We start from the raw sequence: 15,171 nt of genomic DNA on the forward strand, positions 1-15,171 counted from the left end.
TCCTTCGTCGGTCCTCGTGCGCGGGCGGGGGCCTCGCGGCGTCGGCGGGGAAGCTAACGGCGCCGCGACGCCGGGGAAAGCCCGAAAGCGCCCCGCAGCCGTCCTTGGGCCGCCCTTCGGCGCTTCAAGCCGGGGCATCAGCCACGACCGGCCCCGGCGTCCCGCGGCCCCGCGGCGGCGACACGCCGGGCCCCGGGCCCGGATCCGCCGTTATCCCCACCGTAAGACTTGCTGGCCGATCAACCCTGCGATCAACCCGGCGACCGGCGCGCCGGCCCGGCCCGCAGGCGCCTTGGCGCCGGTGGCCGCCCGCCCGCCCGCCGGCGATGGAACCGGTTTCGTTCGCGCCGCGTATTGTTGCCGGAAGCACGCAATGCCGGGGCCCGAACTGAACGGCGCGGTTTCCCTTGGCGGCTTTATCCCGTATGGGGTGGGGCAACAGTTGAAAGTGGTTGTGCAGATGCTCAAGTCCCGCTCCTCCCGTCTCCCCCTCGCCGCCGTGCTCGGTGCCACGCTCGCCCTGTCGGCCTGCGCCGACGGCACCAAGCGCCCCGACGGCGTCTATGATCCGATCGAGCCCGTGAACCGTGCCACACATGCCGTGAACAAGGGGCTCGACCGCGTCGTCCTGCGCCCGGCGGCGATGGGCTACGGCACCGTGGTGCCGCATCCGGTGCGCACCGGCGTGTCGAATTTCGCGGGCAACCTCGGGATGCCCTCGGCGATCCTCAACGCCGCCCTGCAGGGCCGGGGCGAGGATACCGGCGCGAACGTCATGCGCTTCCTCGTGAACACGACCTTCGGGATCGGCGGCCTGATCGACGTCGCCTCGGACATGGGCCTCGAGGAGCGCGAGGCCGATTTCGGCCAGACCCTGCACACCTGGGGCGCCACCGAGGGCGCCTATGTCGAGCTGCCGGTCTTCGGCCCCTCGACCGTGCGCGACGCGACCGGCAAGCTGGTCGATGCCGCTCTCGATCCGTTCAACTCGCTGCAGGATCCCGAACAGAACTACGTGATCGGCTCTCGCGTCGCGGACAACGTGAACTATCGTTATGAATATCGCGGAACCGCCGACGACGTGCTGTACAGCAGTGCGGACAGCTACGCCCAGGCGCGCCTGCTTTACCTTCAGAACCGGCGCTTCGATCTCGGTCAGGCCGCCGGCAAGGACCAAGACGCCTACGACCCCTATGAGGACCCCTATGGCAACTGAACTGAACCGGCGCGGCGCGCTGGCCCTCGTGGCCGGCGGCGCGGTGGCGTCGCTGACGCTCTCGGCGAAGGGCGCCTTCGCTCTGACCACCGACGAGGCGCGCTCGCTCGTGAACTCGCTGGTCGCCGACATCAACAAGAGCATCAACGGCGGCGGCTCCGACTCGCAGCTCTACGCGAGCTTCGAGCAGATCTTCTCGCGCTATGCCGATGTCTCGATCATCTCGCAAAGCGCGCTGGGCGTGGCGGCGCGGCAGGCCAGCCCCGGCCAGCTGCAGGCCTTCGCCAAGGCCTTCCAGACCTATATCGCCCGCAAGTACGGCCGCCGGTTCCGCGACTTCCGCGGCACCGACATCCAGGTCAGCGACGCGCGCGCGGTGAAGACCTTCTACGAGGTGCAGTCGACCGCCCGCGTCCGCGGCCAGGCGCCGATCGACGTGCGCTGGCAGGTGTCGGACCGCTCGGGCCGCAACCTGTTCTTCAACGTGATCATCGAGGGCGTGAACATGCTCGCCACCGAGCGGACCGAGATCGGCGCGCTGCTGGACCAGCGCCGCGGCAATCTCGACCAGCTGATCAAGGACCTGCCGTCGCTTGCCTGACACGGCGCCGATGACGATCCGGCCCGCGTGCTTCCCCGGGGATCTCGGGGCGGTGCGCGGGCTTTTCACTGCCTATGCGCAGGGCTTGGGCATCGATCTCGGTTTTCAGGACTTCGCGGCCGAACTGGCGGCGCTGCCCGGCAAATACGCCCCGCCCGGCGGCGCGGTCCTGCTGGCCGAAAGCGGCGCGCCCCCGCAGGCGATCGGCTGCATCGCCCTGCGCCCGCTGCCGCTGCCCGACGGGCCGGCCACCTGCGAGATGAAGCGCCTCTACCTCGGGCCCGCCGCGCGGGGCCGGGGCCTTGGCCGCGCCCTGGTCGAGCGCCTCGTGGCCGAGGCGCGCGGGCTCGGCTATCGCCGGATGGTGCTCGACACGCTCTCGACGATGACGCCGGCGCTCGCGCTCTATCGCGCGCAGGGCTTCACCGAGATCCCGGCCTATTACCACAACCCGCTCGCGGGGGTGGTCTACCTCGGCCGCGACCTCTGATCGCCCTCTGGCACCGGTGAAAACATCGCGCCGGGGGCCGCGCCCTCGGCCGCGCCCGACGCCTCAGCGCCGCCCGAGGATCGCGCCCAGCACGTCGTTCAGCACCCGCTCGGCCACGTTGCCGCTCTCGGCGCTGCTGGTCTCGCCCTGATAGGGGAAGTCCGGCTGCCCCGGCACCGGGCCGGTGCCGCCCTGGTTCGCGGGCACCTGCCCGTAGAACTCGGTCGGCGCGTCCATCGGCAGGTCGCGGATCGGCAGGCCCTTCTCGACCCGGGTCATGACCTCGTGCCAGATCTCGGCCGGCAGCCCGCCGCCGGTCACGCCCGACAGGGGCGTGTTGTCGTCATAGCCCATCCAGACTCCGGCGACGTAATCGGCGGTGAAGCCGATGAACCAGGCATCGCGCGCGGCCTGGGTGGTGCCGGTCTTGCCCGCGGCCGGGCGGTCGCCCAGGTCGGCGCGCCGGCCCGAGCCCTCCTTGATCACCCGCGTCATCATGTAGACCAGCTGGCGCGCCGCGGTCTCCGAGATCACCCGCTCGCCCATGCCGCCATCCTTGCCCATCAGCGGCTCGGACTCGTTCTTCAGGCTCAGGCTCTCGATGCCGTAGGGCCGCACCGACGAGCCGCCGTTGAGAAAGCCAGCATAGGCCCCCGTCATCTCGATCAGCGTCGATTCCGACACGCCAAGCGCCAGCGCCGGCCCGTCGGCAAGGTCATGGGCAAAGCCGAAGCCCTCGGCGATGCGGCGCACGTTCTCGCGGCCCACCGCCTCCTGCACCCGGATCGTCGAGGTGTTCACCGAATTCGCCAGCGCCGTCATCATCGTGATCGGCCCGCGATAGACGCCCTTCTCGTAGTTCTGCGGCGACCAGGGGCCCGATCCGGGCACGTTGATCGTCAGCGGCGCGTCCTGCACGATCGACGACGGCGGATAGTTCTCGTCCAGCGCCGCGGCATAGACGAAGGGCTTGAAGGTCGAGCCGGTCTGCCGCCGCGCCATGGTCGCGCGGTTGAACGCGCCCTGCACGCCGGTCTTGGTGCCGCCGACCATCGCGCGCACCGCGCCGTCCGCCGACATCACCACCACCGCCGCCTGCGCCTTCGAGCCGGACTTGAGCTTGCTTTCGAACACGTCGTGCACCGCGCCCTCGGCCGCGGCCTGGATGCGCTGGTCGAAGGTGGTGCGGATCACCACGTCCTCGGTCGTGTCGCGGGTCAGGAAGTCGGGACCCGATTCCATCACCCAGTCGGCGAAATAGCCGCCCGTTTCCTGCCGGGCGCTGTCGGACAGCTCGGCGGGATGGGCGCGGGCCTCGTCGGCCTCGGCGCGGGTCAGATAGCCCTGCTCCTCCATCAGCCCGATGATCAGCGACGCGCGTTCCTGCGACCGCTCGAGGTTCGCGGTCGGCGCATAGCGCGACGGCGCCTTCAGCAGGCCCGCCAGCATCGCCGCCTCGGCCGGGGTCACATTCGCGGCCGACTTGCCGAAATAGCGCTGCGAGGCGGCCTCGAACCCGCGGGTGCCCGCGCCGAGATAGGCGCGGTTGAGGTAGATGGTCAGGATGTTATCCTTGCCGTACTTCGCCTCCATGGCGAAGGCGTAGGGCACTTCCTTCAGCTTGCGCCAGACCGAGCCGACGCGGCAGTCGGCCTCGTACGAGGCCTCGTTCTTCCATTCGGCCGGATCGTATTCGACGCCAAGGCACAGCAGCTTGGCCACCTGCTGCGTGATGGTCGACCCGCCGTTGCCCGACAGCGCCCCGCGCCCCTCGCTGAGGTTGATCTTGATCGCCGAGGCGATGCCGCGCGGGCTGATCCCGAGGTGCTGGTAGAAGCGGCGGTCCTCGGTCGCGACGATGGCGTTCTTGAGATAGGGCGAGACGGTCTTGGCAGTGATCTCGCCGCCGAAGGTCTCGCCGCGCCAGGCGAAGACCTGGGCATTGTCGTCGAGCATGGTGACCGAGCCGCGGGTGCGCGCGTCGAGCAGCTTCTCGACCGGAGGCAGCTGGCTGTAGAAGTGCAGCACCGCCGCCCCCAGCACCAGCGCCCCGGCGACCGCGACGGTGGCGCCAAGCGTGAAGACCGTCCGCCAGATGCCGCCGACGATGGCGACGACCAGGGCGGCGATCGGGTTGCGGCGGCGCCGTGGCGCGCGTTTGGGCGTTTTGGGCGGGCCGCCGCGGCGGCCCCCGCCCTGGCCGCCACCCTGGCCGCCGCCCGATCCGCCGCCGGTTCCCGTCTGGCGGGTGCTGCGCGACTTGGCGTCGCGCGTGGATGGCTGATAGCGCCGATCGGCGACCAGCGGGGGTCGTCTTCCGCCGTTTCCAGTCATTTTATGCAAGCCCGCTCGTAAGTTATGCCAGTCTTTGCCCGGTTTTCCGCCGCCTGTCGCCAGACGGTCCCCCGGTGTCGGTGTTCGGCGGACCATAGCTTGCCGCAGGCGCAAAGTCAGTCATTTTGACTTCACGATTCGGTTTGCCGTTTGCCTGTTAAATAAGCAACCTGTGTCATTTGTGCAATTATTGTGCGAAACTCGCCCGGGGATGGGGCGGCGCCTTGCCGCTCTGCCTTGTAACGCCGCCGTGAAACCGGCCATCTGCCCAGCGTGGGACGGGCCGACGCCTGAAATCGGGCCTCTCGACAGGGCGCTGCCAGAGGAAGGAATCCAAAGTGAAACTCATCATTGCAGCCATCAAGCCGTTCAAGCTCGAGGAAGTGCGTGAAGCACTTACGGCGATCGGCGTCCGGGGAATGATGGTGACCGAGGTGAAGGGCTTCGGCTCGCAGTCGGGTCACACCGAGATCTACCGCGGCGCCGAATACGCGGTGAACTTCGTGCCGAAGGTGAAGCTCGAGATCGTGGTCAGCGACGCCCTCGCCGACCAGGTGATCGACACGATCCAGAAGACGGCAAAGACCGACAAGATCGGCGACGGCAAGATCTTCGTGCTCGACGTCGCGCAGGCCGTGCGCGTGCGCACCGGCGAGCTGAACGACGACGCGCTCTGAGATCCGGGACAGGGGAAAGAAGAGAACATGGCAAACTTTAACAAACTCGCGGGTCTGACGGCGCTGACGGCGCTGGCTGCCCTGCCTGCCCTGGCGCAGGATGCCGCTCCGGCCGAAGCCGCGGCCGACGTCATCGACAAGGGCGACGTCGCCTGGATGATGACGTCGTCGCTGCTCGTGCTGTTCATGCTGATCCCGGGCCTGGCGCTGTTCTACGGCGGCCTCGTGCGCACCAAGAACATGCTGTCGGTGCTGATGCAGTGCACCGTGGTCGGCGCGCTGGTCATGGTGATCTGGTGCGTCTACGGCTATTCGTTCGCCTTCGGCGGCTCGACCTCGCCGTTCTGGGGCGGCACGGCGAAGATGTTCCTCGCGGGCGTGACGCTGGATTCGACCGCGGCCACCTTCTCGGACGGGATCGTCCTGCCGGAATACGTCTTCATCGCCTTCCAGATGACCTTCGCCGCCATCACCCCGGCGCTGATCGTCGGCGCCTTCGCCGAACGCATCAAGTTCTCGGGCGTGCTGCTGTTCTCGGCGCTCTGGGTCACCTTCTGCTACTTCCCGATCGCCCACATGGTCTGGGACGGCGCCGGCCTGATCTTCAACATGGGCGCGATCGACTTCGCGGGCGGCACCGTGGTGCACATCAACGCCGGTATCGCCGCGCTGATGGCCTCGATCGTCCTCGGCCCGCGCCTCGGCCTCGGCAAGGACATGATGGCCCCGCACTCGATGACGCTGACCATGGTCGGCGCGGCGATGCTGTGGGTGGGCTGGTTCGGCTTCAACGCCGGCTCGAACCTGGAAGCGACCGCCGGTGCGACGCTCGCCATGCTCAACACCTTCCTGGCCACCGCCGGCGCGATCCTCGCCTGGTGCGTCGTCGAGGGCCTGAGCCGCGGCAAGGCCTCGGGCCTCGGCGCCGCCTCGGGCATGGTCGCGGGCCTCGTGGCCATCACCCCGGCCTGCGGCACCACCGGCCCGGTGGGCGCGATCATCCTGGGCATCGTCGCCGCGGTGGTCTGCTACTTCTTCGTCACCACCGTGAAGTCGAAGTTCGGCTATGACGACAGCCTCGACGTCTTCGGCGTCCACGGCGTGGGCGGCATCGTCGGCGCGATCGGCACCGGCATCCTGTGTGCGCCCTCGCTCGGCGGCACCGGCTTCGTGGTCGAGGCGGGCACCATGGGCGCCCAGGTCATGGCGCAGATCAAGGCGGTCCTCGTCACCATCGTGTGGTGCGGCATCGGCTCGCTGATCCTGCTGTACATCACCAAGGCGATCACCGGCCTGCGCGTCACCTCGGACGAGGAGCGCCAGGGTCTCGACCTCTCGTCGCACGGCGAAAGCGCCTATCACTCGTGATCCCGCGAGGGACGTGAAACGGAAAGGGCGGCACCCCGGTGCCGCCCTTTTCGCTTTTGGAGGAAGGACGGGGGGAGGCGCGCCTCCCCCCGTGCCCCCCTGCGCCCGGGTGCCTTTGCCCCGCGAGGGGGCTAGAGGCCGATGTCGAGGATCGCCCGCGCCACCACGGGCACGTTCTCGGGCGAGAGGCCCGCCACGTTCATCCGGCTGTCGCCGATCATGTAGACCCCGGCCTCCTCGCGCAGGCGCGCGACCTGTGCCGGGCTGGCACCGAGGCGCGAGAACATGCCGCGATGTTCGGCGAGGAAGCCGAAGCGGTCCGAGCCGCTGCCGTCGCGCAGCGCCCGCGCGAGCGCTTCGCGCATCGACAGCATCTGGCCGCGCATCGCCGCCAGCTCGTCCTCCCAGTCGGCGCGCAGGGCGGCGTCGTCGAGGATGGTGGTGACGATGCGCGCGCCGTGGTCGGGCGGGAACGAGTAGGTCTGGCGGTTGAGATGGGTGAGGTTGTCCTGCAGCACCCGCGCCTGCGCCCCGCCCGCCCCCAGCGCCAGCAGCACGCCGGCCCGGTCGCGGTAGAGCCCGAAGGACTTGGAGCACGAGGCCGCGATCAGCACCTGCGGCAGCCGCTCGGCCAGCATCCGCGTCGCCGCGGCATCCGCCTCGAGCCCGTCGCCGAAGCCCTGGTAGGCGAGGTCGATCAGCACCGCGGCGCCCGAGGTCTCGAGCGCGGCGGCGATGTCGCGCCAGTCGGCGGCGGTCGGGTTGGCGCCGGTGGGATTGTGGCAGCAGCCGTGCAGCAGCACCACGTCGCCCGCGGGCACCGCCGCCAGGTCGGCGAGCAGCCCCGCGCGGTCGAGGCCGCGGGTCGCGGCGTCGAAATAGCGGTAGCTGCGGGCCTTGAGGCCCAGATGCGCGACGATCGTGGGGTGGTTGGGCCAGGTCGGGTCCGGCATCCACACCGTGGCTCCGGGGTTGGCCATCCGCACCAGCGCCAGCGCCTGGTGCACCGCGCCGGTGCCCCCGACGCAGCCGGCGAAGGCAAGCCGCCCGGCGTCATGGCCGGGGCCCAGGATCAGCGTGGCCATCGCCCGGCCGAAGGCGGGATCGCCGGTCAGCGCGGTGTAGGTCTTGGTGTCCTGCGCCTCCCAGATCGCCCGCTCGGCGGCCTTGACCGCGCGCATCACCGGCGTGCGGCCCGACGCGTCGCGGTAGACCCCGACGCCGAGGTCGACCTTGCCGGGCCGGGTGTCGGCGCGGAACATGTCCATCATCGCCAGGATCGCGTCCGGGGACTGCGGCGTCAGCCGCGAAAGCAGCGGGGTCGCGGTCATGTCAGCCCTTCGCGACCTTCAGGTCGTCGTACATGCCCCACTCGGCCCAGGAGCCGTCATAGAGCGAGTGGTCGCGGTGGCCGATGACCTGCAGCGCCAGCGACAGCACCGCCGCCGTCACGCCCGAGCCGCAGGAGGTGATCGCGGGCTTGGACAGATCGACCCCCGCGGCCTCGAAGATCGCCTTCAGCTCGGCCGCCGGCTTCAGCGTGCCGGCCGCGGTCATCAGCGTGCCGATCGGCACGTTCTTCGCACCGGGGATGTGGCCGGCGCGCAGGCCCGGGCGCGGCTCGGGCTCCTCGCCGCGGAAGCGGCCGGGGGCGCGGGCGTCGATGATCTCGTGATCGCCGAGCTTCGAGGCGGCGGCGACCTGGGTCACGTCCTTCACCAGCTGGTTCTGCTTCTGCACCGTCATGTGGCGGTCGCGGATCAGCGGCGGCAGGTCCTCGGTCGGACGGCCCTCGGCCAGCCATTTCGGCAGCCCGCCGTCGAGCACCGCGACATCGGTCTTGCCCATCAGCCGGAAGGTCCACCAGACCCGCGGCGCCGAGAAGATGCCGGCGCCGTCGTAGATCACCACCTGATGGCCGTCGCCCACGCCCATGGCGCGCAGCCGCGACATGAACTTCTCGATCGGCGGGGCCATGTGCGGCAGCTCGGACCGGCTGTCGGAGATCTCGTCGAGATCGAAGAACCGGGCGCCGGGGATGTGGCGGGCGTCGTATTCCGCCCGGGCGTCGCGCGCCATCGCCGGCAGGTACCACGAGGCGTCGAGGACGCGCAGGTCGGGATCGCGCAGATGCGCCTCGAGCCAGTCCGTCGAGACCAGGGTCGTCGGGTCGTCCATTCAGTTCCTCCCGGAAGTCCGCCGCGAAACTTTGTTACCCTGTAGCGTGGGCCGCCGGGCGCGGCAAGCTTCGGCGGCGCCCGGGGGACCGGCGGATGGCGAGGGCGCAAAGGCCGGGGGGAGGGTTCCCCCCGGACCCCCTACATCGCGCGCGTCCCGCGCCGGGCGACCGGGACCGGCCCGGTCAGGACAGGTTCTGCTTCAGCAGCCGCGCCTTCTGGCGGTCCCAGTCGCGCTTGGCCGAGGTCTCGCGCTTGTCGGCGACCTTCTTGCCCTTGGCCACGCCGATCTTCAGCTTGGCCACGCCGCGGTCGTTGAAATACATCACCAGCGGCACCAGGGTCATGCCCTCGCGCCCGACCGCGTTCCACAGCCGGCTGAGTTCCTTGCGCGACACCAGCAGCTTGCGCCGTCGCCGCTCGTCATGGCCGAAGACCCCGGCCTGCTCGTAGGGCGCGATGTAGGAATTGATCAGCCACAGCTCGCCCCCCTCGACCGAGGCATAGCTCTCGGCGATGTTCGACTGGCCGCGGCGCAGGCTTTTGACCTCGGAGCCGAGCAGCACGATGCCCGCCTCGAGGTCGCTCTCGATCGCGTAGTCGAACCGGGCCCGCCGGTTCTCGGCGATCATCTTCGAATTGGGGTCGTGCTGCTTGCTCATGATCGGCCAGAGATAGGCGAGCCGCCGGCCGCTGTCCAGAACCCGGACCGGCGCGGGCGGCGCGATGGCGTGCACCGCTTGCCCAATTCGCCGGCAACGCGCCTGTCGCGGCGGCAGCCGGGGGCGGGACACGGGGGCGAATGATGCATCTGCACCCTTTGTCGGGCTGGTCCGCGGCCGGAACCGGGGCACCATTGTTTCCATCAACAGATGGAGGCTGCCATGTCCGAGACCCGCACAGGGAGCGGCTCGATGTCGCTGACCACCAAGGTCATGATCGGGATGGGGGCCGGGCTCGTGCTCGGCGTCATCCTCAATTCGCTTCAGATCGGCTGGATCAACACACACATCGTCGGCGGGCTGTTCCGGATGATCGGGCAGATGTTCGTCAACGCGCTGTCGATGCTGGTGGTGCCGCTGGTGTTCTTCTCGCTCATCTGCGGCGTGGCCGGCATCGGCGACGTGCGCATCCTGGGCCGCGTCGGCGGCAAGGCCTTCGGGCTTTACATCCTGACCACCGCCGTCGCCATCGCCGTCGCGATCTGCATCGCGCTGGTGGTCGCGCCGGGGCAGGGCTTCGTGATGGAGGGGGTCGATACCGCCGGCGTCACCGGGCGCGAGGCGCCGTCGGTCTGGGACACCTTCGCGGGGATCGTGCCGAAGAACCCGGTCGCGGCCTTCGCCGGCGGCGAGATGCTGCAGATCATCTTCTACACCATCGTGCTGGGCGTCGCGACGCTGATGATGGGGGCCGAGTCGGCGCCCTTCGTGCGCGCGGCCGAGTTCATGAACGAGCTGATGATGAAGGTCGTGCAGATCGTCATGTCCTTCGCGCCGATCGGGGTCTTCTGCCTGATCACCCGCACCTTCACCGAGCAGGGGATCGGGCTGTTCCTGCCGGTGATCTCCTACGTGGGCGTGCTGGTCTTCGCGCTGCTCCTGCACCTGTTCGTCACGCTGATGATCTTCCTCAAGGTGTTCTCAGGGCTCGACCCCTTCACCTTCATCCGCAAGATCCGGCCGGCGCAGGCCTTCGCCTTCTCGACCGCCTCGTCGAACGCGACGATCCCGGTCACGCTGCGCTGCGTGACCGAGCGGATGGGCGCCGACACCGGCGTCGCCTCGTTCAGCGTGCCCTTCGGCGCGACGATCAACATGGACGGCACCGCGATCATGCAGGGCGTGGCCACGGTGTTCCTGGCCAATGTCTACGGCATCGACCTCGGGATCGCGGGCTACCTGACGGTGATCGCGATGGCGGTGCTGGCCTCGATCGGCACCGCGGGCGTGCCGGGGGTGGGCCTCGTGATGCTGACGATGGTGCTCAACCAGGTCGGCCTGCCGATCGAGGGCATCGCGCTGATCCTCGGCGTCGACCGGCTGATGGACATGATCCGCACCGCGGTGAACATCACCGGCGACGCGGTCGTCTCGGTCATCGTGTCGAAGACCGAGGGCAAGCTGGACCTGTCGGTGTGGAACGACCCCGATGCCGGCATGGCCGCCGATCCGCTCGACATCGACCCGGCGGCGGAAGCGCAGCTGGCGGGCCTGGCCCATCCGCATCCCCATGCGCAGGGCCAACCCCGCCCGGCGGAGTGAGCGCCTGAACGCGGACGGGCCGGCGGAGATGCCCCGCCGGCCCGTTCCTTCGTCTTCGCCGATCGGTCACGGCGGACCGATCGACCGGATCGATCAGTCGATCAGCCCGGCATGGCGCATCGCGGCATCCATGCGCGCCTTGGTGCTGTCCAGAAGCCCGGTCAGCGGCAGGCGCACGTCCTCGGCGCACAGGCCCAGCTTCGACAGGCCGTATTTCGCCCCGACCAGCCCCGGTTCGATGAAGATCGCCTCGTGCAGCGGCATCAGCCGGTCCTGATACGCGAGCGCCTTGGCATAGTCGCCCGCCAGGGTCGCGGCCTGGAACTCGGCGCACAGCCGCGGCGCCACGTTCGCGGTGACCGAGATGCAGCCGACGCCGCCATGGGCATTGAACCCCAGCGCGGTCGCGTCCTCGCCCGACAGCTGCACGAACTCGGCGCCGCAGGCGGCGCGCTGCTGGCTCACGCGCTCGATCTTGCCGGTCGCGTCCTTCACGCCGACGATGCGCGGCAGCTTGGCCAGTTCGCCCATCGTCTCGGGCGTCATGTCGACGACCGAGCGGCCGGGAATGTTGTAGATCACGATCGGCAGGCTCGACGCGTCGTGCATCGCGGTGAAATGCGCGATCAGGCCGCGCTGGGTCGGCTTGTTGTAATAGGGCGTCACCACCAGCGCGGCATCGGCGCCCACCGCCTCGGCATGGCGGATCAGGCCGATGCCCTCGTCGGTCGCGTTCGAGCCGGCGCCCGCGATCACCGGGATGCGGCCGGCGGCGGCCTCGACCACGGCGGCGATGACCTGGCCGTGCTCTTCGTGGCTCAGCGTCGGGCTCTCGCCGGTGGTGCCGACGGGCACCAGGCCGTTCGACCCTTCCGCGACATGCCATTCGACCAGCTTCTTGAGCGTGTCGAAGTCCACGGTGCCGTCCTTCTTGAACGGCGTGACCAGGGCTGGAATGGACCCTTTGAACATGACACGCTCCCGATATGAGGGGCGGCCGTCGTGCCGCACCCGGTTGAATCGGGGGCGATCCTTACCGCCGCGCCCGCCAATTGCCAAGTTTGTGTGTTGAGCATGGGCCAACCATCTCTAGGATCGCCGCCGTTCCCGCCCCTTCCGGAGAAACGATGTTCGCCCGACCGCTGCTTGCCCTGACCCTTGCCACGCTGACCCTGTCGCTGCCGCTTGCCGCGGTCGCGCCCCGGCCCGCCGCCGCGGCCGAGGATCCGGCGGCGCTGTCCGCGGCGCTCGAGGCGGCGAACCGCGGCGACTGGCCGGTGGCGATGGGGCGGGCGCGCACGGCGGGCCCGCTGGCAAGCGACATCCTCGAATGGCTGCGGCTGCGCGCGCCGGGCAATACCGCGACGCTGCCCGACTACCTCGCCTTCATCGGCCGCCATCCCGACTGGCCCGGCATGCCCTGGCTGCAGCGCCAGGGCGAGGCGGCGATTCCCGCGAACGATGATCCCGCCACGGTGATCGCCTATTTCCACGGCAATCCGCCGCAGACCGGCCGCGGCTCGTTGCGGCTGGCCGAGGCGCTGGCCGCGACCGGCAATGCCGCCGCCGCCGATCGCGAGGCGGTGCGCGCCTGGCGGTCGATGAGCCTTGCCCCCGAGGAGCAGTCGAAATTCCTCGAGCGGTTCGCGACCGCGCTCGCCCCCAACCACGGCGGGCGGATGGCGGCGATGCTGGACGCGGGCGAGATCGACGATGCGCGCCGGATGTTGCCGCTCGTCACCCCCGGCACCAAGGCCGTGGCCGAGGCGCGGATCGCGCTGCAGGCGCGCGAGCCCGGGGTCGACGCCAGGATCGAGGCGGTGCCCGACTACATGGCGGGCTCGGCCGGCCTGGCCTATGACCGCTACCGCTGGCGGATCTGGAAGGATCTCTACGACGGGGCGCGCGACCTGCTGCTGGAACGCTCGGGAAGTGCCGAAAGCCTTGGCGACCCCGAAAAATGGGCCGAGTGGCGCGCGATCCTCGCCCGGCGCGAGATGCGGCTGGGCCACCCCGAGATGGCCTATCGCATCGCCTCGAGCCACCACCTGACCGAGGGCGCGGACTATGCCGACCTCGAATGGCTGTCGGGCTACATCGCGCTGCGCTGGCTGAAGGACCCGGCGACCGCGCTGGCGCATTTCGGCCGCTTCCAGTCCGCCGTCGCCTCGCCGATCAGCCTCGGGCGCGCCGGCTATTGGCAAGGCCGCGCCTTCGAGGCGCTGGGCCGCCCCGAGGCGGCCCGGCAGGCCTATGCCTTCGGCGCGAACTACCAGACGTCGTTCTACGGGCTGCTGTCGGCCGAGAAGCTGGGCCAGGCGCTTGACCCGGTGCTGACCGGCAAGGACCTGCCGCCGCACTGGGAGGGGGCGGCCTTCACCCATGCGCCGGTCTTCCTTGCGGCCGATCTGCTCTATGCCGCGGGGGCCGACGACCTGGGCGAGCGCTTCCTGCTGCATCTCGGCGAGAGCCTGTCGAACGACGATCTTGCCCGGCTCGCGCGCTTCGCCATCGACCGCGAGCGGCCGCACCTTGCGCTGATGGTCGCCAAGGCCGGGGCGATGCGCGGGCTGGTCTGGCCCGCGGCCTATTTCCCGACCAACGGTCTCGAGAAGCTCGACCTGCCGGTCGAGCCGGAGCTGGCGCTGGCGATCGCCCGGCGCGAGAGCGAATTCGATCCCAAGGTGATCAGCCATGCCGGCGCGCGCGGGCTGATGCAGCTGATGCCCGGCACCGCCAAGCTGATGGCCGCCAAGACCGGCCAGCCCTACGACCTGTCGCGGCTGACCGGCGACTGGGCGTACAACGCCACGCTCGGCTCGGCCTATCTCGCGCAGCTGATCGGCGAATTCGGCGATGCGCCGGCGCTGGTCGCTGCGGGCTACAACGCCGGGCCCGGCCGCCCGCGCCAGTGGATCGGCGACTACGGCGACCCGCGCGATCCCGCGACCGATGTCGTCGACTGGATCGAGAGCATCCCCTTCGTCGAGACGCAGAACTACGTGATGCGCGTGGCCGAGAGCCTTCCGGTCTACCGCGCCCGCCTGCACGGCGAGACCGGCCCGGTGCGCCTGACCGACGAGCTGGTCGGGCGCTGACGGCCGGCGGCCGGTTCCCGGCCCCCTCCGGGCGCGCTTGCCGCGCCCCGTGCCGCCGTCAGGGCGCGAGGAAGGTGACGCCGGGCATCGAGGCGATGGTGGCGCTGTCGGCCTCGTAGGCGGCGGTCATCCGCTCGACCAGCGCCTCGTCCCAGCCGGGCAGGGCGACCTCGACCTCGATCTGGTCCTCGCGGCCGAACTTTCCGAGGAAGGCCGAGACGACCTTGCGGCGCTGGATCGCGCTGACCGGCTTGTGCTGGTCGAGATAGGCGCGCATCCGCTCGATCCCCTCGGGGGTCATGATCGACTGGGCGATCTCCTGGTCGGCGTCCAGCGCCACCTCGGCCGGCACCTTCGACACCGCGCGCAGCACCTCGGGCCAGATCAGCGGCGTGTCCTCGTTGCACCAGACCACGACCTTCGACTTCGGCGCGGCATCGACGATCTGCTCGATCACCGGCAGCCAGCGCAGGCTGGCCGGGTCGGTGCCCTCCATGAAGTCCTCGTAGCTGGTGCCCTCGATCCGCGACATCACGGCGGGCAGCAGCGTCGCGGGGTTGCGCATCGCGACGTGGAATTCGGTCTCGGCGTCGGGGAACAGATTGGCCAGCGCCGCCACCTTGCGCCCGGCAAGCGCATAAAGCGCCCCCTCGGCCACGACCCGGCGCGGGATGCACAGGAAGAACTCGTGGCTGAAGACGACGCGCTCGGCCCGGTCCTCGTCCATCACCGCGTCGAGGATGACCTTCTGGATCTCCTCGCTCGCGGGCTGGCCGCGCAGCTTGACCAGCGTCTCGCGCAGCACGGCGCGATAGCGCGCCGGCGGCGGCGCGACGGTGCCGACCTCGGCAAGCTCGCCTCGCCCACGCATGAGCCCCCGCACGAGGCGGTCCTCGTCGGTGCAATGCGCGCCCAGGTGAAAGACAACCTGCATCGCCGTCCATTC

Annotated in this window: 13 protein-coding genes; 7 read left to right on the forward strand and 6 right to left on the reverse strand. The window is 70.0% G+C overall.

Annotated features, from left to right (window positions below):
* Positions 1 to 460: 460 nt before the first annotated feature.
* From V8J39_RS19220 to V8J39_RS19230, 3 genes are read left to right on the forward strand one after another with little or no spacing between them, the layout of a single operon-like run.
* Positions 461 to 1,216 (forward strand): MlaA family lipoprotein, encoded by a 756-nt coding sequence (locus tag V8J39_RS19220; protein ID WP_336462583.1) that lies wholly within the window; start codon positions 461 to 463, stop codon positions 1,214 to 1,216.
* Positions 1,206 to 1,817, forward strand: coding sequence for an MlaC/ttg2D family ABC transporter substrate-binding protein (locus tag V8J39_RS19225; protein ID WP_336462584.1), 612 nt, complete (start codon positions 1,206 to 1,208; stop codon positions 1,815 to 1,817). The genes V8J39_RS19220 and V8J39_RS19225 overlap by 11 nt, the downstream gene beginning before the upstream one ends.
* Positions 1,810 to 2,307 (forward strand): GNAT family N-acetyltransferase, encoded by a 498-nt coding sequence (locus V8J39_RS19230; RefSeq protein WP_336462585.1) that lies wholly within the window; start codon positions 1,810 to 1,812, stop codon positions 2,305 to 2,307. Before V8J39_RS19225 ends, V8J39_RS19230 begins: the two co-directional genes overlap by 8 nt.
* 63 nt (positions 2,308 to 2,370) lie before the next feature.
* Here V8J39_RS19230 and V8J39_RS19235 read toward each other — a convergent pair whose 3' ends face one another.
* On the reverse strand, positions 2,371 to 4,641 hold the full coding sequence (locus tag V8J39_RS19235) for a transglycosylase domain-containing protein (protein WP_336462586.1): 2,271 nt from the start codon (positions 4,639 to 4,641) through the stop codon (positions 2,371 to 2,373).
* Positions 4,642 to 4,979: 338 nt separating this feature from the next.
* Here V8J39_RS19235 and V8J39_RS19240 point away from each other — a divergent pair, with 338 nt between their 5' ends.
* A complete protein-coding gene (locus V8J39_RS19240; protein WP_336462587.1) occupies positions 4,980 to 5,318 on the forward strand; it encodes a P-II family nitrogen regulator in 339 nt (112 codons plus the stop codon).
* Between the two features lie 27 nt (positions 5,319 to 5,345).
* Complete coding sequence (locus V8J39_RS19245; protein WP_336462588.1) at positions 5,346 to 6,686, forward strand: ammonium transporter; 1,341 nt, start codon at positions 5,346 to 5,348, stop codon at positions 6,684 to 6,686.
* 131 nt (positions 6,687 to 6,817) lie between these two features.
* On the opposite strand, the gene V8J39_RS19250 is transcribed toward V8J39_RS19245, so the two are convergent.
* The 3 genes from V8J39_RS19250 to smpB form a co-directional block, all read right to left on the reverse strand.
* On the reverse strand, positions 6,818 to 8,002 hold the full coding sequence (locus V8J39_RS19250; RefSeq protein WP_442902621.1) for an amino acid aminotransferase: 1,185 nt from the start codon (positions 8,000 to 8,002) through the stop codon (positions 6,818 to 6,820).
* A 16-nt stretch (positions 8,003 to 8,018) separates the two neighbouring features.
* On the reverse strand, positions 8,019 to 8,864 hold the full coding sequence (gene sseA, locus V8J39_RS19255) for a 3-mercaptopyruvate sulfurtransferase (RefSeq protein WP_336462590.1): 846 nt from the start codon (positions 8,862 to 8,864) through the stop codon (positions 8,019 to 8,021).
* A gap of 184 nt (positions 8,865 to 9,048) precedes the next feature.
* Positions 9,049 to 9,525: an SsrA-binding protein SmpB gene (smpB, locus tag V8J39_RS19260; RefSeq protein WP_336462678.1), complete on the reverse strand. Its 477-nt coding sequence runs from the start codon at positions 9,523 to 9,525 to the stop codon at positions 9,049 to 9,051.
* A gap of 222 nt (positions 9,526 to 9,747) precedes the next feature.
* On the opposite strand from smpB, the gene V8J39_RS19265 reads away from it, so the two are divergent.
* Entirely contained in the window at positions 9,748 to 11,127 is a 1,380-nt protein-coding gene (locus tag V8J39_RS19265) for a dicarboxylate/amino acid:cation symporter (RefSeq protein WP_336462591.1), read from the forward strand.
* Positions 11,128 to 11,220: 93 nt separating this feature from the next.
* Here the strand turns inward: V8J39_RS19265 and dapA are convergent, their stop codons facing one another.
* Positions 11,221 to 12,099, reverse strand: coding sequence for a 4-hydroxy-tetrahydrodipicolinate synthase (gene dapA / locus V8J39_RS19270; RefSeq protein WP_336462592.1), 879 nt, complete (start codon positions 12,097 to 12,099; stop codon positions 11,221 to 11,223).
* Positions 12,100 to 12,254: 155 nt separating this feature from the next.
* Here dapA and V8J39_RS19275 point away from each other — a divergent pair, with 155 nt between their 5' ends.
* The gene (locus tag V8J39_RS19275; RefSeq protein WP_336462593.1) at positions 12,255 to 14,225 is read left to right on the forward strand and encodes a lytic transglycosylase domain-containing protein; all 1,971 of its coding nucleotides are present in this window, start codon (positions 12,255 to 12,257) and stop codon (positions 14,223 to 14,225) included.
* Between the two features lie 58 nt (positions 14,226 to 14,283).
* On the opposite strand, the gene V8J39_RS19280 is transcribed toward V8J39_RS19275, so the two are convergent.
* Positions 14,284 to 15,159 carry a hypothetical protein gene (locus V8J39_RS19280; protein ID WP_336462594.1) on the reverse strand — a complete coding sequence of 292 codons (876 nt, stop codon included), beginning with the start codon at positions 15,157 to 15,159 and terminating at the stop codon, positions 14,284 to 14,286.
* Positions 15,160 to 15,171 lie beyond the last annotated feature (12 nt).

The sequence above is a fragment of the Frigidibacter sp. MR17.24 genome, from assembly GCF_037095655.1.
Lineage (GTDB): Bacteria > Pseudomonadota > Alphaproteobacteria > Rhodobacterales > Rhodobacteraceae > Frigidibacter.

Coding starts and splice junctions, on each gene's coding strand:
- dapA (WP_336462592.1), bottom strand. CDS start 12,099: ATGTTCAAAGGGTCCATTCCAGCCCTGGTCACGCCGTTCAAGAAGGAC.
- sseA (WP_336462590.1), bottom strand. CDS start 8,864: ATGGACGACCCGACGACCCTGGTCTCGACGGACTGGCTCGAGGCGCAT.
- V8J39_RS19225 (WP_336462584.1), top strand. CDS start 1,206: ATGGCAACTGAACTGAACCGGCGCGGCGCGCTGGCCCTCGTGGCCGGC.
- V8J39_RS19280 (WP_336462594.1), bottom strand. CDS start 15,159: ATGCAGGTTGTCTTTCACCTGGGCGCGCATTGCACCGACGAGGACCGC.
- smpB (WP_336462678.1), bottom strand. CDS start 9,525: ATGAGCAAGCAGCACGACCCCAATTCGAAGATGATCGCCGAGAACCGG.
- V8J39_RS19245 (WP_336462588.1), top strand. CDS start 5,346: ATGGCAAACTTTAACAAACTCGCGGGTCTGACGGCGCTGACGGCGCTG.
- V8J39_RS19265 (WP_336462591.1), top strand. CDS start 9,748: ATGTCCGAGACCCGCACAGGGAGCGGCTCGATGTCGCTGACCACCAAG.
- V8J39_RS19220 (WP_336462583.1), top strand. CDS start 461: ATGCTCAAGTCCCGCTCCTCCCGTCTCCCCCTCGCCGCCGTGCTCGGT.
- V8J39_RS19235 (WP_336462586.1), bottom strand. CDS start 4,641: ATGACTGGAAACGGCGGAAGACGACCCCCGCTGGTCGCCGATCGGCGC.
- V8J39_RS19275 (WP_336462593.1), top strand. CDS start 12,255: ATGTTCGCCCGACCGCTGCTTGCCCTGACCCTTGCCACGCTGACCCTG.